Raw genomic sequence first — 23,048 nt, 5'->3', positions numbered from 1 at the left:
GGCGGGTGCTGGTCGCGGCGGTCGCCGCGGGCGCCCTGGTGGCCGCGTCCGGCGTGGGCGTCGGGCTGTGGGCGACCTCGGGCGACGACGGCTCCGCCGCGGACTCGACGGCGGCGTCCGCCACGGAGAGTCCCAGCCCCGGCCCCACCCGTTCCTACCCGCTGTCACGGGCGCCGCGCACCATACCCGCGGTCCGCGAGCACACGGCGGAGCGCGGCCCGGGCTGGCGCCCCGCCCGTGAGCACCGGGTGGTCGTGGCCGATCCGGCGCTGGCCGACGAGGGCCGGCTGATAGCCGGCGAGCTGGGACTGACGTACGCGGGGGAGCGGGACGACGAGCGGGAGGGGGACCTGCGGCTGGAGCTGAACCGCGACGCGGGCGCGAACCCCGAGTCGTACACGATGACGGTGCGGGGCGGACGGGTGACCGTGGCCGCCCCGGCGGAGGCGGGCGTCTTCTACGGCACCCGCACCCTCAAGCAGGAGACGAAGGGCGCCGGCGCCGCCCCCGAGGGCGTGGTCCGCGACGAGCCGGCCAAGCAGCGGCGCGGGATGATGCTGGACATCGCGCGCAAGCACTACAGCGCCGACTGGATCGAGGACCGGATCCGGGAGCTCGGCGACCTGAAGTTCAACGAGCTCGGACTGCACTTCTCCGACGACCAGGGCTTCCGCATCGCGTCCGACTCGCACCCGGAGATCGTCTCCGGCCGGCACCTGACCAAGGCGCAGGTCAGGAGGATCGTCGACCTCGCGGCCAGCCGGCACATCACCGTCGTCCCCGAGATCGACTCGCCCGGGCACCTCGGCGCGGTCCTCGCCGCCCACCCCGGCCTCCAGCTGCGCAACGCGGCCGGCCGTGCCGTGCGCGGCGCGATCGACATCTCGAAGCCGGAGTCCGCCGAGATCGTCGACGATCTGCTGGAGGAGTACGCCGGGCTCTTCCCCGGCGGGAGGTGGCACCTCGGCGGCGACGAGTACCAGGCCCTGGTGGTGTCCGACCCCGAGGCGTCGTTCCCGGGCCTGGCCGCCGCCGCGCGGAAGAAGTACGGCTCCGGCGCGACCGTCGAGGACCTGACCACCGGGTGGCTCAACGACCGGGCCGCCGCGGTCCGCGCCCTCGACCGCGTGCCCCGCGCCTGGAACGACGGGTTCTTCCGGGGCGGTTCGGTGCGGGCCGCCGAGGACATCGAGGTCGCCTACTGGACCGGCAAGGAGATCGGCGCCCGGCAGCCGGCCGAGTACCTGGCAGAGGGCCGCCAGGTGATCAACTACAACGACGAGTTCCTCTACTACGTGCTCGGGGAGCCGCTCACCTTCGTCTACCCGACGGGGGAGCGGATCTACGAGCGGTGGACACCGCTGGTGCTGCGCGGCACCACCGCGGTCCCGGAGCGGTACGACGACCAGATCCTCGGCGGGTCCTTCGCCATCTGGGGAGACCTGCCCCGCTCCCAGACCCAGGAGCAGGTCGCGGCCGGCATCCGCATGCCGCTGCGGGCGACGGTGCAGAAGCTGTGGGACCCGGACGCACCCGAGCTGTCCTGGACGGAGTTCCGCGCCCTGGCGGACGAACTGGGCTGACCCCCGGCTCGCCCGGCAAGGGATCTGGAGGGCACTTCCCGGCGGCCTGGGCGCGCCCCTGGACGGGGCCGCGGATTGCCGGATATGCCTGCGCACCCCCGTGCGACTGTGGTGGTGTTTCGGGTGATCCGAACCGACGCACCGGGGGGAACGCCAGCACATGGGCTACTGGGGGTTTTTCGTCGTGGGCCGCGGGGACCGGCCGCTCGCCGGGCTGGACGCGCTGGCCGGCGCGGCCGGCGGCATGACCCTGCGTACCTCCGCGCCGGACGGATGGCAGGTGTGGGAGTACCCGGGCGGCGAGGGCGACATCGGGAACATGAACGACCTGGCGCGGGAGACCGGGGCGCCCGCGCTGTTCGGGTACGTCATGGACAGCGCCTGCGTGGTCGTGGAGGCGGCGTCACCGGAGAGCGGGGCGTGGACGACCTGCCTGGCGCGGACCGCCATGGCCGGGTACCTCGACGGGCAGCAGGAGGGGCTCACGGTCGACGACTACTTCCTGGAGCCCGCCGACGCCGCCGAGCGGGCGGTCTTCTGGGCCGAGGAGGCGGGACACACGGTGTCCGCGGAGGAGCTGGCCGTGGTGCTGGCCGCCGACCCCGACCCGGTGGCCGAAAACCTCTTCTTCCGTCTTCTCGACCGGCTCGGTGTCGTGCCCGGGTGACACTCCCGGCCCGTCGCACGCAGTAAGGGGAGATGCGGGCTCCGTGAGTCATGAGGCCCGTACACGGCCTCGTCGGGGGGCCTGTGACGACCCGAAGAGGGAGGCGTGGATGAGCCTGGTGGAACTGATCGCGCGGGCCGACGAGCGCGGGCTGGCCGTGAGCGGGTTGGCTTGTTTGGATCGGTGCGTGCCGTTGCTCGGTGGTGACGACGAGGCGGTGCGGCCGCTGTGGGCGAGCCTCGCGGAGGACGCCGCCCCCGGTGACTGGGCCGAACGGCTCGAGCAGACGCGCGGCACGCTGGACGCGGTGGCCGAGGGCGCGCGGGAGTGCGTGGCGCAGGCGCGGCGGATGCTCGCCACCGCTCCCGCGGAGCGATCCGGCGCCGGGCTGCGGGAGTGGGCCGACGCCTGTTCCCTCGCCGCGCTGCGCGTCCACCGGCTGCTGGACGGCGCCGACGACGACGCAGGGCTCGCCGACGCCTGCCGTGCGGGCAGCGCGGAGGGCCTGTCGCCGCTTCTCGCCGCCGAACTGCGCCGCCAGACCGCCGTCCTGGAACTGATGGCCGCCCACGGCCCGGCGGGGCTGCGCGGTGCGCTGGAGATCTCGACGGAGGGCCGGCGGGTGCTCCGCGCCGCGGTGTCCCGCCGCAGCCGCAGGGACGGCTGAGGTGCGTCGTGGCCGTCACGGGCGGCAGGTCCTGTGCCCGGGCCGGGGCGGTCCTGTGCCCGTTGCGAGAACCCGCGGAATCCGGGTGACGAAACGGTTCTCCCCTGCGCTCTTCACAGTGTGACGACTGCGACGACTGTGACGACACAGCAGGAGACCAGGCCCTCGGCCGCGGCGAAGCCGGTCCGCTGGGCGGCGGACGCGGTGGCGGCGATGCGCGAAGGAGCGCGGCTGCGCCTCGACTACTCGGCGCGCAGCCTGTGGAGCGTCGACCGGGTGATCGAGGACATCCGCCGGGAGGCCGCCCCGTACGCCGCCGTGGAACTGGTGCTGCGCGGATTCGGTGCCTACGCGGGTGAGGTGATCGCCCGTCAGGCCGGGGCCGAGTGGTGGGCCTCCGGCGGCGAGCACTGGGTCCGCACGCCGGACGGCCGGCTCTGGGACCCGATCGACGAGGCCCGCCGCTGCTACACGGGCGAAGGATCCCTGCGCCTGCTGTGCCGTGACGCGTGCGAGCGAGGGTCGCAGCCGTGACCTCCGGCCTCCGCGCGGCCCCGGACGGGGGAGGTTCCCCCGCCGTGCGGGGCGCCGCGTGAGCCGGCCGGTCGCCGCGCCGACGACGGCGCGGGCGCCGGGCACGCGGGCCGGCGGCGCCCCGGCCGTCGCCACGGCACGGCGGCTCACCCCGCCGGCGCACGTGCCGCCGGCGCCCGGCCGCACCGGCGTGACGGCACGTCACGGGACGGGTGGGCCCGCCCCGGAGGCGGTGCGGCCGGAGGTGCCACCGGCGCGGACGGGCCGCACGAGGCGCCTGACGAGCTGTGACACATTCGTCGCGCCGAACGCTGATGACCGTGGGGGTGTGAGCGCCGTCGGACGTGCTCACGCCAAGCGAGTTCGACGCGCTACCCGCTCGGTACGGACGAGGACGGTTCTTGGGCCACGGAGGGGAATCCCGCCGCACGCAGGCGTACGACGGGGAACTGGGCGCGGCCGTCGCGCGGGCCCAGAAGGGGGACGAGTCCGCCTTCGCCACGGCCTACCGACTCGTCCAGCCGGGACTGCTCGCCTACGTGCGCGGGCTGGTCGGGGACGACGCCGAGGACGTGATGTCGGACGCCTGGCTGGAGATCGCCCGTGACCTGGGCAGGTTCAAGGGCGACGGGGCCGGCTTCCGGGGCTGGACGGCGACCATCGCCCGGCACCGGGCACTGGACCACCTGCGCCGGCAGCGGGTGCGGCCCCGGCCGTCGGCGCTGGAACAGGACGTCCTGGACCTGCCCGGACCGCAGAGCACCCACGACCAGGCCATGGAGGCCCTGTCCACCGAGTACGCCCTGGACCTGGTCGGCGGTCTGCCGCGGGACCAGGCCGAGGCCGTACTGCTGCGCGTGGTCGTCGGCCTCGACGGCCCCGCCGCCGCGCGGGTCCTCGGCAAGCGGCCGGGTGCGGTGCGGACGGCTGCGTACCGGGGACTGAAGCGGCTGGCCGAGCAGCTCGGCGTCGACGGTGTGACGGATGAGGCGCCGAAGACGCTGGGTGGATCGGCATGACCATCGGCCGGCCCGGGAGCCCCGGAGGCCGGCGCGGCGACACCCGGCCCGCGCCGTCCGGGCCCGGCGGCCCGCGGCGGCCACCGCGAGCCGGGCGCTGAACAGGCCGGACACACGGAACGTATCCGTCGGTCCGGGCGGCATCCCCGCGCGGGCCGGACCGGACGGATCCGCGCGGGCCGCGAGCGCCGGGCGGGCGGCGCGGTACCGAGCACGATCGAGCAGGGACGGGAACGGACATGGGTGAACGGCGGAGCGACGGCGGGCGGGCCGGCCGTCGGCGTGCGCACCCCGAGGGCGGGCCGGCCGCACGGAGCACCGGTCCGGCCCCCACCGGTCGGGCCGTCTCCGACCCCGCGAGCCTGGAGGCGCTGCTCGCCGCCGCCCTGATCCGCGACGGCGTGGACGCGGGGGCCGAACAGCGGGCCGTCGCCGCGTTCCTGGCGGCCCGGAATGCCGCAGGGCACGGAGCGCGCACCCGGCGCCGGGACGACTGGCGGGCCCGTCGGCGACGGATCGGGGGCGGCTCGCTGAAGGCCACGCTCTCCGTCCTGGTCGCCGGTCTCCCCCTGAGCGGGGTCGCGGTCGCCGGGATCGGCGCGAGCGACTCGTCACCGGACCGCCCCGCCCCCGACACCGGGCGCACCCACGCGCCCCCGAGCGCCACCGCCCCGGCCTCCCCCGACTCCGCCGCACCGGAGGCCGGTTCCGGCCGGGAGGAACCGGACCGCCCCGCGAGTACCGGGGACGCCGGGGCCGACTGCCGCGCCTTCGAGCGGGCGGGGGGAGGCGGCCGGGCCCTGGAGTCCACGGCCGGGAAGCGGCTCAGCGAGGCCGCGGGCGGCCCGGCGCACGTCGAGGCGTACTGCGCCGGGCAGTCCGGCACCGGGCAGCCCGGACAGGACACGGAGCGACGGCCCGGCGGTTCCGCGACGCCGGGGAGGCCGAGCACCGGCGGGCCCGGCGGGGACGGTTCCCCGGGTGCCGCGGGCCGCGAGGCGGGCGAGGGTCCGGACGGACCGGCGGGCGGCAGCCGGGGCAGCGGGCCGGGCGCCGGCAGACCTGCCGAGCCGGGCGCGGAGAACCCGTGACGTGCGCCGCCCCACGTCGGTTACCGGAGCAGACAGAGGCCTACGCGCTCACATCGCTGCCGCCGAGGCAACGGCCGGGGCCGCCACCCCCCACAGGAGAGGCCCCGGCCGTCGCGCGGTACGGGCCGCGCGGCGACCCGTACCCTCTACAGCGCCACGAGTGCGTTTTCTGTCACACCATCCCGGGTCACGGGTCAGTTGCATCGTGGACGGACATGGACGGGGAGAGGATTCAGGCCGTAACGTGCCTTTCGCGCCAGGCCGCGACGGACACCTGACCACGAACCGCCCACGGCCCACGACCGCAACCACTGATCGAGCAACCACGACGGCGAGCAACCCGGTCCGCGAGAGCGGCGCCGGCTGAGAGCGCAGAAGGGCGCGCGCGTGTGCTGGGGGACGACGCGGAGCTGACCGCCGCGGTGCGTGCGGCGCAGGACGGGGACGAGACCGCGTTCCGGACTGTGTACCGCGCGGTGCACCCGCGGCTGCTGGGGTATGTCAGGACACTGGTCGGCGAGCCCGACGCGGAGGACGTGACGTCCGAGGCCTGGCTGCAGATCGCCCGTGACCTGGAGCGGTTCACCGGCGACGCGGACCGGTTCCGCGGCTGGGCCGCCCGCATCGCCCGGAACCGGGCCCTGGACCACATACGGATGCGGGGACGCCGCCCCGCGATCGGCGGCGACGAGACCGAACTGACCGGGCGTCCCGCCGAGTCCGACACCGCCGGCGAGGCGATGGAGGCGCTGGCCACCGACGGCGCGTTCTCGTTGATCTCCCGGCTCCCGCACGACCAGGCCGAAGCCGTGGTGCTGCGGGTGGTGGTGGGCCTCGACGCCAAGACCGCCGCCGAGACGCTGGGCAAACGCCCCGGTGCCGTCCGTACGGCGGCGCACCGTGGCCTGAAGCGACTGGCCGAGTTGCTGGGTGACGATCCGGAAGCCCAACCGGAATCCGCGGGAGTTCTCGACGCCCTTCCGCCCCAGCGGCAACCACGCCGTCGTACGGTGACGTCCGCGAGTGTGACGCAGATGCGAACGCGGACGCAGAAGGACATGTGATGGCCGATGAGCAGCACCGGTGGCTGGACCGCGGGACCGCGGAACGTCTGCTGAACGGAGAGCCCCCCGAAGCTGCCGACCCCACCACCCGTGACCAGGCCGAACGGCTCGCCGGAACGCTGCGTGCGCTCTCCGCCGCACCCCCCTCGGCCGACGGGGAGCTTCCCGGGGAGGCGGCCGCGCTGGCGGCCTTCCGCACGTGCCGGGAGGAACGCCGGCGACAGGCCGGCCCTGACACCGCCGCCGGCGCGGAGCACCCCGACGCTGGGCCGGTCCGTCTCGGCGCGCCCCGCGGTGACGGTTCCGGAACGCCGGGTGGACGCCGCCCGCCGCGTTCCCTGCGGCTCGGGCTGGCCGCCACGCTGGTCGCCGGCATGGTCGGCGGCGCCGCCCTCCTGGCCGGTGCCGGGGTCCTGCCGACGCCGTCCGGCGAGGCCGAGGCGGACCCGGCGGCCTCCGTGAGCGCCCCGCATCCCGGACGTCTCCTGCCGTCACCCCCGCCGGATGCCGGCCGGGCGACCCCCGGGGGGCGGCACCCGGAGGGAACGGCAGGGGCGCAGGCCCGGCCGGACGCGGACACCGGCGCGGGCGGACAGCCCGCGCCCGGGCGGTCCGGACCGGACTCCGGCGACCCGGCGGCCCGTTCCGGCCGCGCCGGGAAGCAGATCGCCTCGGCCTGCCGTGCCTGGCGCGACGGCGAACACCTGAACGGCGCGCGCGAGCGCCTCCTGGAGGAGGAGGCGGGCGGCCCCGCCCGGGTCGGCCCGTACTGCCGGGCCGCGCTGTCGGCCGGTGGCGGCTCCGGCCCCGCGGTCCGCGAGGACACCGGTGACGCCCACGGGGGCGAGGCCGAGGGCCCCGGCAAGGGCCACGAGATGAGGGACGAGAAGAAGACCGGGAGCGAGAACGGGAACGAGGGCGCGGGCGACGGCGGCAAGAAGGACGAGAGCGACAAGCGAGGGCAAGGTTCCGGCCAGGGCAAGGGCTCCGGGAACGCCCGGGGAAACACTCCGTGACCTGCGTCTTTCTCGGTCGATGACATCTCTTCGCCGCCAGGTGTGACACTTTCGGCCCGCGTGACGCAGTAATGAGTGAGCCGACTGGTCATCGGCCGTCGCACGGAGCCGGGGTTCCCCCCGTACTCACGGCTCGTGCACCTCGGCGCGGGCGGGACACGTTCCCCCGGTCCCGCCCGCGCCCCGTCTCACCGGTGCACGACGACCCGGTCGCCGTCCCTCACCCGCGCGTACAGCCGCGCGATCGCCTCCTCGTCCCGTACGTTGACGCAGCCGTGGGAGGAACCCGCGTACCCCCGCGCGGCGAAGTCGGCCGAGAAGTGCACGGCCTGGCCGCCGCTGAAGAACATGGCGTACGGCATGGGCGAGTCGTAGAGCGTCGACACATGGTGACGGGACTTCCAGTAGATGCGGAAGACACCCTCGCGGGTCGGTGTGTACTCGGACCCGAAGCGCACCGGCATCGTCGACACCGTCCGCCCGTCGATCATCCAGCGCAGGGTGCGGCTCGACTTGCTGATGCACAGCACCCGGCCGGTCGCACAGCGCGGGTCGGGCGCGTCGGCCGGCTGACCGCCCATCAGGTACAGCTCCCACCGGCCCGGCTCGCGCGTCATCGCCAGCAGCCGCTGCCAGGTGGCACTGTCCGTCACCCCGGTCGCCGGCAGCCCGCGCTTGCCCTGGAAGCCCCGGACCGCCTTCGCCGTCAGGTCGTCGTAGGTCCCGGTCGGCCCGTGGAAGATCCAGGCGGCCTGCCGCAGCCGCGCCTGGAGCTCGCGCACGTCGCGTCCGGAGTCCCCCGGGGACCACAGCACCCGCGAAGCCGGGCGGGGCGAGGCCGGACCGCCGGGGGCGGACGGCTTCCCCGCGCCGTCCGGCGCCCGCGACTGCGACGGCGCACCGGACGGCGTCCGGCTCGGCACTTCGATCCGCACCGGGGAGCCGCCCTCCCCGTCCGCGCCCGCCGGCCGCACCGTGCAGCCGGCCGCGCAGGCCGTGAGGGCGGTCAGCGCCGCGAGGACACCGATCCCCTTCCTCCGCATGCCCGTACCACGCACTCGATCCCCCTCGCCCACCGGCCGCGCGCCCGGTCGTCACCTCGGATGTGTACCCCTGAGGTGACCACAACCGAACAAGGGGGCATGGTGGTGAGTGACCGGAAGACGACCGCCGGGGTGGACGCTGTGAGCGGGGTCCCACCGCGGCTGTGAGGAAGGTCCCAGCGTGCGCCCCTCCACCGGGCCGCACGCGCACCGCTACAGTCCGTCGAAGGGTCGGCCAGTACTGGTGAGTAACTGACGGGTAACGGGCGATCAGGTCGAGCAACGCCGCTCAGCGGGAGGCATCACACCATGGCGCGCGAGTCGGGCAGTGCCCGGTCCACCGAGAGTGGACTGCCCATCGAACCGGTCTACGGGCCGGACGCCCTCGAGGGCTGGGACCCGGCCGGGAAGCTGGGGGAGCCGGGGTCGTACCCCTTCACCCGGGGCGTGTACCCGACGATGTACACGGGCCGGCCGTGGACGATGCGCCAGTACGCCGGTTTCGGCACGGCGACGGAGTCCAACGCCCGCTACAAGCAGCTCATCGCCAACGGCACCATGGGTCTGTCGGTCGCCTTCGACCTGCCCACCCAGATGGGCCACGACTCCGACGCCCCGATCGCCTCGGGCGAGGTCGGCAAGGTGGGCGTCGCCATCGACTCCATCGACGACATGCGGGTGCTGTTCGGCGGCATCCCGCTGGACCAGGTCTCCACGTCGATGACGATCAACGCCCCCGCCGCCCTCCTGCTGCTCCTCTACCAACTGGTCGCCGAGGAGCAGGGCGTGAGCGCCGACCGGCTCACCGGCACGATCCAGAACGACGTGCTGAAGGAGTACATCGCGCGGGGCACGTACATCTTCCCGCCGAAGCCCTCGCTCCGGCTGATCGCCGACATCTTCAAGTACTGCAGGGCCGAGATCCCGAAGTGGAACACCATCTCGATCTCCGGCTACCACATGGCCGAGGCGGGCGCGTCGCCCGCGCAGGAGATCGCCTTCACCCTCGCCGACGGCATCGAGTACGTGCGCACCGCGGTCGCCGCCGGCATGGACGTGGACGACTTCGCCCCGCGCCTGTCGTTCTTCTTCGTGGCCCGCACGACGATCCTGGAGGAGGTCGCCAAGTTCCGTGCGGCCCGCAGGATCTGGGCGCGGGTGATGAAGGAGGAGTTCGGCGCGAGGAACCCCAAGTCGCTGATGCTGCGCTTCCACACGCAGACGGCCGGGGTGCAGCTGACGGCGCAGCAGCCCGAGGTCAACCTGGTCCGGGTCGCCGTCCAGGGTCTCGGCGCGGTGCTCGGCGGCACCCAGTCGCTGCACACCAACTCCTTCGACGAGGCGATCGCCCTCCCCACCGACAAGTCCGCCCGGCTCGCCCTGCGCACCCAGCAGGTCCTCGCCTACGAGACGGACGTGACGGCGACGGTCGACCCGTTCGCCGGCTCCTACGTCGTCGAGAAGATGACCGACGACGTCGAGGCGGCGGCGCTGGAGCTGATGGGGAAGGTCGAGGACCTCGGCGGCGCGGTCAACGCCATCGAGCACGGCTTCCAGAAGAGCGAGATCGAACGCAGCGCCTACCGCATCGCCCAGGAGACCGACTCCGGCGAGCGGGTCGTGGTCGGCGTCAACCGCTTCCAGCTCGACGCGGAGGAGCCCTACGAGCCCCTGCGCGTCGACCCGGCCATCGAGGCCCAGCAGGCCGAACGCCTCGCCCGGCTCCGCGCGGAGCGCGACCAGCAGGCCGTCGACTCCGCCCTGGCCGCCCTGAAGAAGGCCGCCGAGGGCGAGGACAACGTCCTGTACCCGATGAAGGACGCCCTGAAGGCCCGGGCCACGGTCGGCGAGGTGTGCAACGCGCTGCGGGAGGTCTGGGGCACGTACGTGCCGAGCGACGCGTTCTGATCCGCCCTCTCGCGGGCCGGGACCCCTGGTGGGAGTGCCGCACCCCCGTGCGACACTCCCTCCATGTTCGGCGTCATCGACCTCCCCACCTATCTGGCGGGCCTGGCCCTCATCATCCTGCTGCCCGGCCCCAACTCGCTCTACGTCCTCTCCGTCGCCGCCCGCAAGGGCGTGCGCACCGGCTACGCGGCGGTGGCCGGGGTGTTCACCGGGGACGCCGTCCTGATGACGCTCGCGGCGCTCGGCGCCGCCTCCGTGCTCACCACGACCCCGCTGCTGTTCCTGGTGGTGAAGTACGCCGGCGCCGGATACCTGGCGTGGATGGCGTACGGAATGCTGCGCTCGGCGTGGGGCATGTGGAAGGCGCAGGACGAGCCGGCGTCCGGCGGGACCCCCGAGGCCGCTCCCGCCGGCGAGGAACACCCCTACCGCAGGGCCCTCGTGGTGTCGCTGCTCAACCCGAAGGCGATCCTCTTCCTGATCTCCTTCTTCGTGCAGTTCGTCGACCCCGGCTACGCGCACCCCGCGCTGTCCTTCGTCGTCCTCGGCGTCCTGCTCCAGACGGCCAGCTTCCTGTACCTGTCGCTGCTGATCTTCGGCGGCACCCGCCTGGCCGGCATGTTCCGCCGCAGGCGGCGGCTGGCGGCGGGGGCCACCTCGGCGGCGGGCGCCCTCTTCCTCGGGTTCGCGGCGAAGCTGTCGCTGGCGGGCGCGTAGGCGCCGTGCGGGCCGGTGCCGGTGCTCAGGACGCCCGCAGGTACGCCGAGCGGGCGGCCTTCCCCAGGTAGGTGAAGCGCGTGTCGCCCTTCAGATGGACGTCCAGGGCCTCCTTGATGCCCGGCCAGTTGGGGTCGCCGTAGTCGTCCAGGACCACGACCCCGCCCGGGGCGGCGATCTCCTCGGCCCACCGCAGGTCCTGCGCGACGCCCTCGGCGGAGTGGTCGCCGTCCACGACGATCACGCCGTAACGGCGGTCCGACACGGCCGCGCGGGTCTCGGGGTCCTCGGAGAACCCCCGCTGGACGCGTGCCGCCGCGCCCGCCGGGCCGGCCAGGGTGAGGTTGGTGCGTACGGCACGCTCGTCGACCGGTGCGCCGGTGGGTTCCGGGCGCTGGTCGGTGCCGGGCTGGAGCTGCACGCCGGCGAAGGGGTCGACGATGGTCAGGGCCGGGCTGCGGCCGTCGCGTTCCATCATGCGGATCAGCCCGGCGGAGAACATGCCGTACAGCGTGCCGATCTCCAGGATCTCGTCGTTCGGCGGGTCGAGCAGCGGGATCGTGCCGAGCTTGCCGCAGATGTTCATGGTGCCGCCCGCGACGCGGCCCACCCCCAGCGACTCCAGCGCGACGAGCAGCCGGAAGGCGGCGGCGACGTTGCGCACGGCCGCGTCACGGTCCCCGGCCAGGGCGGCCACCTCGGCGCACAGGCTCTCCAGCGGTTCCTCGGCCACCCTGCGGGAGATGCCGCGCCCGCGGGGGCCGAGGAGCAGTTCGATGGTGAGCCGGTCGTGCTTGAGCTGTTCGACGTCCCGCACCAGACGTTCGATGTCCGCCGCGGCCGGGGACGCCTGGGCGGCCGGGCGCGGGACGGCGGAGCGCACCTGCCGTTCGATGCGCCGGTCGATGAGGTCGGCGACCGGGCGCAGCAGACGCCGGGAGACGGAGCTGCGGAGCAAGGAACTGCTGTTCATGAACCAACGACCTCGATTCGTGGCGGAGCCGGAGGTGGAGCGGGCCGAATCCGTTGCGGTTTCCTTCTGCGGACGGCGATCCGGAGCCAGGTGAATTCCCCGGTGAATTCCAGAGGGGGATCATGGCACGGGAGGCGGCGGACAAGGGGTGACGGAAAAATGAACGAAAGGCGATCGAATGGCGAGCGAAAGGCGATCCGGTGGGAGGTGAACGGTCCGTTCACCCGCTCGTCATCGGACGGCGCGTCACCGTTTCACCGCGCGCCGGATCGACCGCGCCCGCCGCACCACGGTCCGGGCCGCGGCGCTCCGCGGCAGGAACGCCAGCCGCTCCGGAATGCCACCGGGCAGCCCCAGTGACGTCAGCCGCCGCTTCCTGAAGTACCGCCAGGTACGGGCGTCCAGCCGGGTGCGCAGATACTCCTCGGCCTCCGGCCGCAGCTCCGGCAGGATCCTGGGCTGCATCACGAAGCCGACCGCCCGCAGCAGCGCGGCGAGCGACTCGGTGTCCGTGCCCGGCCGCCCCCCGGCGGCGGCGTCGGCCGGCTCCGGCAGGAGCGCGTCGACGAGGGTGACGGGGACGCGGTTGCTGTTCTCGTACGGTGTCAGCCGCTCCAGCAGCGTCTGGGTGCCGACCCGGGCCACCGGCAGACCGTACAGCCGGGACGCGGTGAGCAGGGCCGTGGAGAAGCAGCCGACCACCAGTGCCGGGCGCATCCGCTGGTACAGCACCTCGGCCAGGACCGGTGTGTCGACCACGGTGAGGTCGACGCCGAGCCGCTCCGCCTCCTGTTCCAGGGTGCGGGTGAACCGGGCCGGGGCCGTGGGGTGCGGCTTGAAGACCACCCGCCGGTGACCGAGGCCGGCGGCGCCCTCGAGCATCCGCACGTGCAGGTCCTCCTCCTCCTCGGCGGAGAGGATGCCCAGCGCCGACAGGTACTGGCCCAGCAGCAGCGCGGGAGCCTCCACCTCGGGCAGGCCGGCGCCGGTCGTGCCCAGTTCGGCCAGCACCCGCGTGAACGCCTCCGTGGGCACCAGCTGCGGCTCCACCCCGAACTCCGTCAGGAGCAGCGGCCGCAGCCCCGGCACCAGATCGAGGTGGAGCAGCCGCTCCACGCGCGTCCCGATCAGCGGATCGATCTTGTTGCGGGTGGGGCCGTAGCTCATCAGACCGTCCGCGTAGACGGTGACCGGCGCGTCGGTGAAGACCTGCGCCACCGCGAGCGCCGGGTTGACCTGGATCGACTCCACGGCGAGCGACACGTCGTCGTCGCCCAGACCCCAGGCCAGCCGCAGGTACCTCTCCCACATCGGGACGTCGCTGCGACGCGGGGCCCAGCCGCCGGGGTGGTGGGGGAAGACCGTCTCGTTCCACGACACCACGTCGTCGAACCGGTCACGCAGCCGCTCGAAGCCGGGCGCCGCGTCCACGGCCGGCGTCGTCTCCGGCGTCGCCGCGTTGTTGGCCACCAGCAGGACGCGCCTGTCGGCCGGCGCGAAGCAGCCCGAGTCCAGGGCGGCGGCCAGGGTGGCGGTGCCGTACAGCGTCGACACCAGGAAGATCTGCGTGGTCACGCGGCGACCTCCGCGGCCCGCACGGGACGGCGGCGCAGCCGGCGCAGCCGGGTGGCCCGCGCGGTGTCCATCGACGCCAGCGCCTCGTCCAGCACGTCCTGGGGCATCCGCCGCAGCGCGGCCGTGCTCATCGCCTTCAGTTTCCGGGCCACGGGCGCCTCGAACCTTTCGATGGAACCGAGATGGTGGGCGATGATCGCGCAGTAGGTGCGCACCGCCTTCGGCAGCAGGCGCGCCGCCTCGGGGTCGGCGGCGGTCTCCTCGACCACCTGGTCGAAGGCGCGGATGAAGTCGAGCTGACGGGCGTCCCCGATCTGCGTCAGCGACGAGGAGACCCCCCGCCGGTAGAACACGCCGAGCAGGCCGGTCACCGCGAAGGACTCCGCCTCCCGGTGCAGCCTCCAGATCCACGGACGGTCCTCCGCGGTGCGCAGCCCGTCCGTGAAGTGCAGCAGACCGCGGTCGGCGAGCCGGCGGTGGTAGACACCGGCCCAGGCGTACGCGTAGTCGACGGAGGTGGGCCGGTGGGCGGGCAGGATCGCCTCGCGCGGGGACAGCACCACGTTCCGCCGGCCGTGCGGCACCCGCTGCACCGAGCGGTTGCGCGCCGTGCACTGCACGTGGTCCGTGCGCACGAAGTCGCAGCCCAGCCGCTCGATCACGCCGACCAGCCGGTCGTAGTGGCCGGGCGCCAGCCAGTCGTCGCCGTCGAGGAACGTCAGGTACTCCCCGCGGGCGGCGTCGATGCCGGTGTTGCGGGCCGTCGCCAGCCCGCCGTTCCGTTCGTGTCTGACCAGCACCGCCCCCGGCAGTTCGGACTCCGCACGCGCGAGGAGGTCCGCGGTCCCGTCGGTGGAGCAGTCGTCGACGAGAATGAATTCGAAGTCGTCGCGCGCGTTCGCACGCAGACCGCGCAGGGCATCGGGGACGTATTGCCGGACGTTGTAGAACGGCACGATGACGGAGAGCTTGGGCACGCGTCAGACATTAGAAGACGGCCCGGCCCACCGATTTACCCGCGTCTTGATTCCCGGTGAACGGCACATGGTGAAGCGGTGAAGCGCGCCCTTTTCCCGGGGCCGGGCGGCCCGATTCGTCATTCGGCGTTGTGCTGTTAACCCTTTGTTGTGTTCGGGTTGGGCAGTTTCTAGGAATCGATTCCTAGCGTCTTCCACGTGCCAGCAAGTGCTACGAAGCCCCTCAGGGTCGCGGTCCTCGCGGATTCCGACACCCGGTGGAAATGGGGCGCCCTCACCGCGTCCCGCGTCGCGCCGCGGGACATCCGGACGGACGGATACCTCCTGCGGGGCCGCGCCACGCCCACCGCCCGCCAGCTCGGCGAGGTCGGCGTCCGCGCGGACTCCCTCCGGGAGGTCACCGCGGCCGGGTTCCTGCGTGCGATGCGCGAGGAGTCGTACGACCTCCTGGTGCTCGCCCTCGTCGGCGGCGGTGTGCAGGCGATGCTGCACGGGCTGAAGCGGGCCTGGGAGGACCGGGCCGACCGGCCCGTCGTCGTCACCGGCTACGTCGGCGTCGTCTACGAGAAGCTCGCCGACGGTCTGCTGCTGCGCCACGGCGCCGACCTGGTGCTCGCCAACTCCCGCCAGGACGCGGAGCGTTTCCGCGCCGTGTACGAGGGAGTGGGCGCAGACGCCGGCTCGGTCACCGAGGTCGCCCTGCCGTTCCTCGGCGGTGCCCCCTACACCGCAGAGCACGACCCGTCCGCGGAACAGGGGCGCAGGCCCTACACCGTGGTGTTCGCCGCCCAGCCCTCCGTCCCGGGCAGCCGCCGGGACCGGACGTACCTGCTTCAGCGGCTGATCGGGCACGCCCGCCGGCACCCCGGGCGCGAGGTGCTGCTGAAGCTGCGCTCCAAACCCGGCGAACACACCACCCACATCGAGGAACTGCCCTACCAGAAGCTCGCCCAGCGCCAGGACCTCCCGCCCAACTTCCGTCTCGTGTACGGGCACATGGGCGAGGTGCTCGACCGGACCGACCTCCTCGTCACCGTCAGCTCCACGGCCGCCCTGGAGTCGCTGCACCGCCGCATCCCCACCGCCGTCCTCACCGACCTCGGCATCCGGGAGGCCCTCGGCAACCACCACTTCGTCGGCTCCGGATGCCTGGCCTCCTGGGACCAGCTCGACGCCGGCCACCGCCCGGAGCCGGACGGGGAGTGGGTGGCCCGGCAGGGCGTCGCCGGCGGGGGAGACGCGTACGAGACCGCCTTCGACACCGCCCGCGCGCGCATCGCCGGGCTCCTCGCCCGGCCCGGCGGGCTCCCGCCGCTGGCCCCGTACTACACACCCGTCACCGCGCCCGGCTACCTGCCGGGCATCCTCGCCCGCCACCACCTGGGACCCGACGGCACGCCCCTGCCCGGTGCGCCCGCCGCCGGCAGGGAGCCGGGACCGGTCCGGCAGATCGTGCGCCGGGCGGCGCGCGGCGCCTACCGGCACGGGGTGCAGCGCGTGGCCCCGGTGATCCGCCGGATGGGCGAACTGTGACCGCCCCCGCCGCCGCCCCGAACCCCGACCGAGGAGCTGACCCCATGTCCCACCCGCCTGCGGTACGCCGGGTGCTCGCCGTGATCCCCGCGCGCGGCGGCTCCAAGGGCGTGCCCGCGAAGAACCTCGCCCCCGTCGGCGGCGTGCCCCTGGTGGCGCGCGCGGTGCGCGAGTGCCGGGCCGCGCGGTACGTCACGGACGTCGTCGTCTCCACCGACGACCCGGCCATCGCCGCCGCGGCCCGGCAGGCCGGCGCGGAGGTGGTGCTGCGGCCCGCCGCCATCGCCGGCGACACCGCCACCTCGGAAGCGGCCGTCCTGCACGCCCTGGACGCCCACGAGGCCCGGCACGGCGCGCCCGTGGACGTCGTCCTGCTCGTGCAGTGCACCAGCCCGTTCCTGCTCCGCGAGGACGTCGACGGGGTGGCCGCCGCGGTCGCCGACCAGGGCGCCGACACCGCGGTGACGGTCGCCCCGTTCCACGGCTTCGTCTGGCGGGACGCGGGGGACACCGCCACCGGCTCCGCCCCGGAGCCCGCTCGGGAGGGCGCGGGCGCGCCCGCCGGAGGGCACGGCGTCAACCACGACAAGTCCTTCCGTCCCCGCCGCCAGGACCGCCCCCAGGACTTCCTGGAGACCGGCGCCGCCTACGCCATGGACGCGGCCGGCTTCCGCGAGCACCGGCACCGCTTCTTCGGCCGCACCGAACTCGTCCGCACCGACCCCGCCCGCGTGCTGGAGATCGACGACCCGCACGAGCTCGCCCGCGCCCGTGCCCTCGCGCCGCTCTTCGACGCCGCACGGCCCGGCGCCCTCCCGACCGCCGACGACATCGACGCGGTCGTCCTCGACTTCGACGGCACCCAGACCGACGACCGGGTGCTGATCGACTCCCAGGGACAGGAGTTCGTCGCCGTGCACCGCGGCGACGGACTCGGCATCGCCGCCCTGCGCAGGAGCGGACTGAAGCTGCTCGTCCTGTCCACCGAACAGAACCCGGTCGTCGCCGCCCGCGCACGCAAGCTCCGGATCCCCGTGCTGCACGGCGTCGACCGCAAGGACCTCGCACTGAAGCAGTGGTGCGAGGAGCAGGGCATCGCGCCGGAGCGCGTGCTCTACGTCGGCAACGACGTCAACGACCTCCCGTGCTTCGCCCTCGTCGGCTGGCCCGTGGCGGTCGCGAGCGCCCACGACGCCGTACGCGGCGCCGCCCGCGCCGTCACCACCCTCCGCGGCGGCGACGGCGCGATCCGGGAGATCGCCGGCTGGATCCTCGGCCCCTCCCTCGATTCCCTCCCCAGGTAAGGAAACCCCCGGTCATGAGCAACTCCCGCATCCGCACCCTCGGTCCCCGCGAGGCCGGCCCCGGCCGCCCCGTGTACATCACCGGCGAGATCGGCATCAACCACAACGGTGACATCGAGAACGCGTTCAAGCTGATCGACGCCGCGGCCGAAGCCGGCTGCGACGCCGTCAAGTTCCAGAAGCGCACGCCGGAGATCTGCACCCCGCGCGACCAGTGGGACATCGAGCGCGACACCCCCTGGGGCCGGATGACGTACATCGACTACCGCCACCGCGTGGAGTTCGGCGAGGACGAGTACCGCCAGATCGACGCCTACTGCAAGAAGCGGGGCATCGACTGGTTCGCCTCCCCGTGGGACACCGAGGCCGTCGCCTTCCTGGAGAAGTTCGACGTCCCCGCCCACAAGGTCGCCTCCGCCTCCCTCACCGACGACGAGCTGCTGCGCGCCCTGCGCGCCACCGGCCGCACGGTCATCCTGTCCACCGGCATGTCGACGCCCAAGCAGATCCGGCACGCCGTCGAGGTCCTGGGCAGCGACAACATCCTGCTCTGCCACGCCACCTCCACCTACCCGGCGAAGGCCGAGGAGCTCAACCTCCGGGTCATCAACACCCTCCAGCAGGAGTACCCGAACGTCCCGATCGGCTACTCCGGCCACGAGACCGGCCTGCAGACCACCCTCGCCGCCGTCGCCCTCGGCGCCGCGTTCGTCGAGCGCCACATCACCCTCGACCGCGCCATGTGGGGCTCCGACCAGGCCGCCTCCGTCGAGCCGCAGGGCCTGACCCGCCTGGTCCGCGACATCCGCACCATCGAGGCGTCCCTCGGCGACGGCGTGAAGAAGGTCTACGAGTCCGAACTGGGCCCGATGAAGAAGCTGCGCCGCGTCACCGGCGTGGTCGCCGAGGCGGAGATCGCCACGGCCGCGGGCGAGCCGCTCTCCGTCTGACCCGCCCCACCCTCCCACCCCCACGACGACGGGAACGGTCCTACGTCGATGAGCCCCCGCGCCAGCCGGCCCGGCCCCCACACACTCGCCTTCGTCGAGAGCCCGGTACAACTGCTCAACGTGCTGGAGTGGGCGCACGCGCACGCGCCCGGAGTGGGGCTCACCCTCGTGGTGCTGTCCCCGGTCGACCCGATGACCCGCGGCCAGCTGCGCCGGATGGCGGAGCTGGCCCGCGAGGAGGGCCACCACGTCCGGTGGGAGGAGGCCCGCGCGGGCGCGTCCGCCCCGCTGCACACCGTCGGCGGGCTGACCGGGCCGCTGCGCCGTGCCACCCGCGTCGTCCTCGGCGACCCCTTCTCGCGCTACGTCCAGCTGCTGCTGACGATCACCCGGGCCCGGGACGTCGTCGTGGTCGACGACGGCACCGCGACCATGGAGTTCGTCGGCCAGCTCGCCCGCGGCGAACGCCTGGTGCGCTGGCACCGCAAGGGCGGCCGCCCCGGCCCCCGCGACCTCCTGCTCGCCCCCGTGTCCGCCGCCGCCCGGCGCCGGCTCACCCCGGGCGGGACACGCACCGTGGAGGTCTTCACCGCCATGCCCATGGAGGACACCCCGCCCGGAGTGACCGTCCGCGCCCACACCTTCGCCTGGACCCGGGCCCGCTTCGGCCCGCCCCGCGTCATCCAGGGCGCCGACCTGGTCGGCACGTCCCTGGTGGAGACGGGCGTGGTGGACGGCGACGCCTACGTGGCGGCCGTCCGCTCCCTGGCGGGGGCGCACGGTGCCCGGCGCTACTTCGCGCACCGCCGCGAGAGCACGGTGAAACTGCACCGGCTCGCGGTCGAGACGGGGCTGGAGATCGTCCGCCCCGAGCTCCCCCTGGAGCTCATCGCCCGCCGCGGCCCCATCGGCCGCACCGTCCTGAGCTTCCCGTCCACGGTCGTCCACACCCTGCCCCTCGCCCTGACCGGCACGGGTGTCCGCGTGACGGTCTGCGACGTGGACCCCGCCTGGCTGACCCGCACGGCCTCGCCCCGCGCCCACGGCTTCCTGTCCGGCGTGACGGAATCCGCGCGGGCCGTCCACCGGCTGCCGACGACGGCGCCCGTCCGGCCGTAGGGTCTCGCCCCTCGACCCGTGCCCCCTCCACCGCTTGCCGCCCGGAAGGGCCCCACGGCCCGTCCTCTCCGGAGGGCTTGCGCCGCCCACCCCCGGACGGCCCCCGGTGTCCGCCAGATGAACCGGTCCGCGTGGGCTGGGCCGAGCGTGGTATCCGTGAAGAAGTGGATGGGTGCCGGAGCCACTGGTGCGGCAGTGACGGACGTCACGTTCCGGCAGGTCAAGGGGCCTCGACCTCCGCGAAAGGGCGGCGAGTTTACCCATCGCGACGGACGGCTATGCGTGGGGCGGCCGATTTTTCTTCCCCTGACGGGCTGATTTTTCTTGATCGAGGGTCGGTCATCGGCTTCGGCGCCCTACTCTTCAAAGGGTGAAACCACTGATGTCACTGGAGTCCGAGGTCGACCTCCCCGGCGGAGCGGTGCTCCCCGGAGCGTTGCCCGAGGCCCTGCGTGCCGAGCTCGTCGCGTTCCGCCGCGACCTGCACATGCACCCGGAGCTCGGCAACCAGGAGTTCCGCACCACCGCCGCGATCAAGGAACGTCTGGAGCAGGCCGGCCTCCGGCCGCGCGTCCTGTCCAGCGGGACCGGCGTGATCTGTGACATCGGGACCGACGACGAGGCGGGCACCGACTCGGCGATGCTGGCCATGCGCGCCGACATCGACGGCCTGCCCATCCCCGACATGAAGACCGAGTGCCCCTACCGGTCCACCGTGCCCGACCGCGCCCACGCCTGCGGCCACGACGTGCACACCACCGTGGTGCTCGGCACCGGCCTCGTCCTCGCCGAGCTGCACCGGCAGGGCCTGCTGCCCCGCCCCGTGCGGCTGATCTTCCAGCCCGCCGAGGAGGTGCTGCCCGGCGGCGCCGCCGAGGCCATCGCCGACGGCGCGCTCGAAGGCATCGGCCGGATCATCGCCGTGCACTGCGACCCCCGCGTCGACGCGGGGAAGATCGGACTGCGCCAGGGCGCCATCACCTCCGCCTGCGACCGGCTGGAGATCGCCCTCGACGGTCCCGGCGGCCACACCGCCCGCCCGCACCTGACCACCGACCTGGTCACCGCCGCCGCCCGCGTCGTCACCGACGTGCCCGCGCTCGTCGGCCGGCGCGTCGACAGCCGCAGCGGACTCGCCGTGACCTGGGGCAGGATCGACTCGGGCCACGCGCCCAACGTCATCCCGCAGCACGCCGAACTGTCCGGCACCGTGCGCTGCCTGGACCTGGAGACCTGGCGGCAGGCCCCCGACGTGGTGGTCGCCGCCATCGACGAGGTGGCCAACCTGCACCGCGCCAAGTCGGAGATCAACTACGTGCGCGGCGTGCCGCCGGTCGTCAACGAGGCCGGCGCCACCGAGCTGCTGCGCGACGCCATGATCGCCCGGCGCGGGGTGGACTCCGTCGAGGGCACCGAACAGAGCCTCGGCGGCGAGGACTTCTCCTGGTACCTGGAGCGCGTCCCCGGCGCCATGGCCCGCCTCGGCGTCCGCACACCCGGCGAGCGCACCGTGCGCGACCTGCACCAGGGCGACTTCGACGTGGACGAACACGCGATCACCGTCGGCGTGGAGCTCTTCACCGCCGCGGCCCTCCTGGACGCCCTGCGCTAGCCACCGGCAGCCCCGGCTGTCCAGGGGGCGGGCGCGGTGAGCCACACCGCCCGTCCAGCTGCTCCGGTCGGGGGTGCCGGGCAGGGTCGGCGCCGCCGGGGTCGCCTTCCCTTCGGTGGTGTGCGCGCAGCGCCTACGGGTGGTGGCTGGTGGGGCGCCGGGCAGGGGTGGCCGTCCCCGGACCGGCGCGACAGCGTCCCCCGGTGCCGGCCTTGGCCCCGGTGAGGGAGTGGACGCTCCAGTCGCTGCGGGAGGTCACCCCGCCCCTGCCCCAACCCACCCCGCCCCGGGAGGCCACCCCGACTGCCCCCGGAGGGGCCCCGGCGGCCGCCCCCGGAGCGCCCCGCACCGTCACCCCACTCGCCCGCTCCGCTTGCGTGCCCGGCGGGGCGGGGGCAGCGTGGGGCGGGTGCAGGCGCGCGCGTCACTGGCGATCGTCCGGTTCGGTCCCCTACGGCACCCTGGTTCACAGGGGCGTAACCGGCCATCGGCACGAATGGATAACGGCCCCGCGGAACCCCGTTCCCAGGAGTTTCTACGCGCGTTAATGTGCGCCGAACCGAGCGCCCGATGCGGGGCTTTGGAGAATGGGGACTTCAGATGCGTCGGATAAGCAAGCTGACCCGCGCCGCGGTGGGGGTCGCCTCGCTCGCGCTCGCCGCCACCGCCTGCGGCGGCACCAGCAGCGACAGCAACGACAGTGGTGGTTCCAAGGAGGATCTCGGCGTCGCCATCGCCTACGACATCGGCGGCAAGGGCGACCAGTCCTTCAACGACGCCGCCTACGCGGGCCTGACCAAGGCCAAGGAGGAGTTCGGCTTCAAGACCGCGGACGTGGAGCCCACCGAGGGTGAGACCGACGCGGACAAGGAGCAGCGTCTGTCCTCGCTGGCCAAGCAGGGCTACAACCCCGTCATCGGCGTCGGCTTCGCCTACGGCCCGGCCATGGAGGCCGTGGCCGCCAAGTACCCCGACACCACCTTCGGCATCGTCGACTCCGTCGTCGAGGGCGACAACGTCGCCTCCCTCGTCTTCGCCGAGGAGCAGGCCTCCTACCTCGCCGGTGTCGCCGCCGCCAAGGCCACCAAGACCAAGACCGTCGGCTTCGTGGGCGGTGTGGACATCCCGCTGATCCACAAGTTCCAGGCCGGTTACGAGCAGGGCGTCAAGGACACCGACCCGGCCGTCAAGGTGATCCCGCAGTACCTGACGCAGACCGCGGAGGAGGGCGGCTTCTCCAGCCCGGACAAGGGCAAGGCCGCCGCCGAGGGCCAGATCGAGAAGAAGGCCGACGTCATCTACCAGGCGGCCGGCCTGTCCGGCCAGGGCGTCATCGAGGCCGCCGCCAAGGCGAAGGTCTGGGCGATCGGCGTCGACTCCGACCAGTACCAGCAGGAAGCCCTCGCCCCGTACAAGGACTACATCCTCACCTCCGCCCTCAAGGACGTCGGCGGCGCGGTGTACACCCTGTCCAAGTCGGTCCAGGACGACAAGCCGCTGACCGGCACCCAGGTCTTCGACCTGAAGGTGGAGGGTGTCGGCCTGTCCGACAGCAACCCGAAGATGGCCGAGGTCGCCGGCCTGACGGACGCCGTGGCCAAGGCCGAGGAAGGCATCACCTCCGGCTCCATCAAGGTCAGGACCGAGTAGTCGGGCGCGACACGGACCATCCCCGCGAAGCGGGCGGGCGCCCCGG

General features: G+C 73.8%; 20 protein-coding genes. 16 read left to right on the top strand and 4 right to left on the bottom strand.

Translation table 11 applies throughout. The features are described 5' to 3' along the window. Positions 1 to 8: 8 nt before the first annotated feature. From ACZ6A9_RS02405 to ACZ6A9_RS02370, 8 genes are all read left to right on the top strand, one after another. Positions 9 to 1,583: a beta-N-acetylhexosaminidase gene (locus tag ACZ6A9_RS02405; RefSeq protein ID WP_468977940.1), complete on the top strand. Its 1,575-nt coding sequence runs from the start codon at positions 9 to 11 to the stop codon at positions 1,581 to 1,583. Between the two features lie 160 nt (positions 1,584 to 1,743). Continuing rightward, complete coding sequence (locus ACZ6A9_RS02400) at positions 1,744 to 2,250, top strand: hypothetical protein (protein WP_468976744.1); 507 nt, start codon at positions 1,744 to 1,746, stop codon at positions 2,248 to 2,250. Between the two features lie 109 nt (positions 2,251 to 2,359). Next, positions 2,360 to 2,917 (top strand): hypothetical protein, encoded by a 558-nt coding sequence (locus ACZ6A9_RS02395; protein ID WP_468976740.1) that lies wholly within the window; start codon positions 2,360 to 2,362, stop codon positions 2,915 to 2,917. 138 nt (positions 2,918 to 3,055) lie between these two features. Next, positions 3,056 to 3,451 carry a hypothetical protein gene (locus ACZ6A9_RS02390; RefSeq protein WP_468976738.1) on the top strand — a complete coding sequence of 132 codons (396 nt, stop codon included), beginning with the start codon at positions 3,056 to 3,058 and terminating at the stop codon, positions 3,449 to 3,451. Between the two features lie 401 nt (positions 3,452 to 3,852). Continuing rightward, positions 3,853 to 4,470 carry an RNA polymerase sigma factor gene (locus ACZ6A9_RS02385; RefSeq protein ID WP_468976735.1) on the top strand — a complete coding sequence of 206 codons (618 nt, stop codon included), beginning with the start codon at positions 3,853 to 3,855 and terminating at the stop codon, positions 4,468 to 4,470. A gap of 239 nt (positions 4,471 to 4,709) precedes the next feature. Beyond that, positions 4,710 to 5,561, top strand: coding sequence for a hypothetical protein (locus ACZ6A9_RS02380; protein WP_468976733.1), 852 nt, complete (start codon positions 4,710 to 4,712; stop codon positions 5,559 to 5,561). A 389-nt stretch (positions 5,562 to 5,950) separates the two neighbouring features. Then, the gene (locus tag ACZ6A9_RS02375) at positions 5,951 to 6,625 is read left to right on the top strand and encodes an RNA polymerase sigma factor (RefSeq protein ID WP_468976730.1); all 675 of its coding nucleotides are present in this window, start codon (positions 5,951 to 5,953) and stop codon (positions 6,623 to 6,625) included. Further along, positions 6,625 to 7,641 carry a hypothetical protein gene (locus ACZ6A9_RS02370; protein WP_468976727.1) on the top strand — a complete coding sequence of 339 codons (1,017 nt, stop codon included), beginning with the start codon at positions 6,625 to 6,627 and terminating at the stop codon, positions 7,639 to 7,641. Before ACZ6A9_RS02375 ends, ACZ6A9_RS02370 begins: the two co-directional genes overlap by 1 nt. Before the next feature lie 188 nt (positions 7,642 to 7,829). On the opposite strand, the gene ACZ6A9_RS02365 is transcribed toward ACZ6A9_RS02370, so the two are convergent. Then, positions 7,830 to 8,684: a L,D-transpeptidase family protein gene (locus ACZ6A9_RS02365; RefSeq protein ID WP_468976724.1), complete on the bottom strand. Its 855-nt coding sequence runs from the start codon at positions 8,682 to 8,684 to the stop codon at positions 7,830 to 7,832. Between the two features lie 309 nt (positions 8,685 to 8,993). Between ACZ6A9_RS02365 and ACZ6A9_RS02360 the strand changes: the two genes are divergently transcribed. After that, entirely contained in the window at positions 8,994 to 10,592 is a 1,599-nt protein-coding gene (locus ACZ6A9_RS02360) for an acyl-CoA mutase large subunit family protein (RefSeq protein ID WP_468976721.1), read from the top strand. A gap of 63 nt (positions 10,593 to 10,655) precedes the next feature. Beyond that, positions 10,656 to 11,309 carry a leucine efflux protein LeuE gene (leuE, locus tag ACZ6A9_RS02355; RefSeq protein WP_468976716.1) on the top strand — a complete coding sequence of 218 codons (654 nt, stop codon included), beginning with the start codon at positions 10,656 to 10,658 and terminating at the stop codon, positions 11,307 to 11,309. 25 nt (positions 11,310 to 11,334) lie between these two features. On the opposite strand, the gene ACZ6A9_RS02350 is transcribed toward leuE, so the two are convergent. The 3 genes from ACZ6A9_RS02350 to ACZ6A9_RS02340 form a co-directional block, all read right to left on the bottom strand. After that, positions 11,335 to 12,282, bottom strand: a complete 948-nt coding sequence (locus ACZ6A9_RS02350) for a class I SAM-dependent methyltransferase (protein WP_468976714.1) — start codon at positions 12,280 to 12,282, stop codon at positions 11,335 to 11,337. A gap of 246 nt (positions 12,283 to 12,528) precedes the next feature. Beyond that, complete coding sequence (locus ACZ6A9_RS02345) at positions 12,529 to 13,857, bottom strand: alpha-2,8-polysialyltransferase family protein (RefSeq protein ID WP_468976711.1); 1,329 nt, start codon at positions 13,855 to 13,857, stop codon at positions 12,529 to 12,531. Then, a complete protein-coding gene (locus tag ACZ6A9_RS02340; protein WP_468976704.1) occupies positions 13,854 to 14,834 on the bottom strand; it encodes a glycosyltransferase family 2 protein in 981 nt (326 codons plus the stop codon). Before ACZ6A9_RS02340 ends, ACZ6A9_RS02345 begins: the two co-directional genes overlap by 4 nt. A 198-nt stretch (positions 14,835 to 15,032) precedes the next feature. On the opposite strand from ACZ6A9_RS02340, the gene ACZ6A9_RS02335 reads away from it, so the two are divergent. From ACZ6A9_RS02335 to ACZ6A9_RS02310, 6 genes are all read left to right on the top strand, one after another. Then, complete coding sequence (locus tag ACZ6A9_RS02335; protein WP_468976700.1) at positions 15,033 to 16,367, top strand: DUF6716 putative glycosyltransferase; 1,335 nt, start codon at positions 15,033 to 15,035, stop codon at positions 16,365 to 16,367. A 44-nt stretch (positions 16,368 to 16,411) separates the two neighbouring features. Next, positions 16,412 to 17,671, top strand: coding sequence for a cytidylyltransferase domain-containing protein (locus ACZ6A9_RS02330; RefSeq protein ID WP_468976697.1), 1,260 nt, complete (start codon positions 16,412 to 16,414; stop codon positions 17,669 to 17,671). 14 nt (positions 17,672 to 17,685) lie between these two features. Then, positions 17,686 to 18,621 carry an N-acetylneuraminate synthase family protein gene (locus ACZ6A9_RS02325; RefSeq protein WP_468976694.1) on the top strand — a complete coding sequence of 312 codons (936 nt, stop codon included), beginning with the start codon at positions 17,686 to 17,688 and terminating at the stop codon, positions 18,619 to 18,621. Positions 18,622 to 18,669: 48 nt separating this feature from the next. Then, positions 18,670 to 19,740, top strand: coding sequence for a hypothetical protein (locus ACZ6A9_RS02320; protein ID WP_468976689.1), 1,071 nt, complete (start codon positions 18,670 to 18,672; stop codon positions 19,738 to 19,740). A 382-nt stretch (positions 19,741 to 20,122) separates the two neighbouring features. Then, positions 20,123 to 21,352: a M20 family metallopeptidase gene (locus ACZ6A9_RS02315; protein ID WP_468977938.1), complete on the top strand. Its 1,230-nt coding sequence runs from the start codon at positions 20,123 to 20,125 to the stop codon at positions 21,350 to 21,352. Positions 21,353 to 21,952: 600 nt separating this feature from the next. After that, positions 21,953 to 23,002, top strand: a complete 1,050-nt coding sequence (locus tag ACZ6A9_RS02310) for a BMP family lipoprotein (protein WP_468976683.1) — start codon at positions 21,953 to 21,955, stop codon at positions 23,000 to 23,002. Positions 23,003 to 23,048 lie beyond the last annotated feature (46 nt).

It is taken from the genome of Streptomyces sp. NPDC041124 (genome assembly GCF_055592385.1).
Note: the sequence above shows the minus strand (reverse complement) of the source record. Positions and strands in the feature narration are given on the sequence as shown.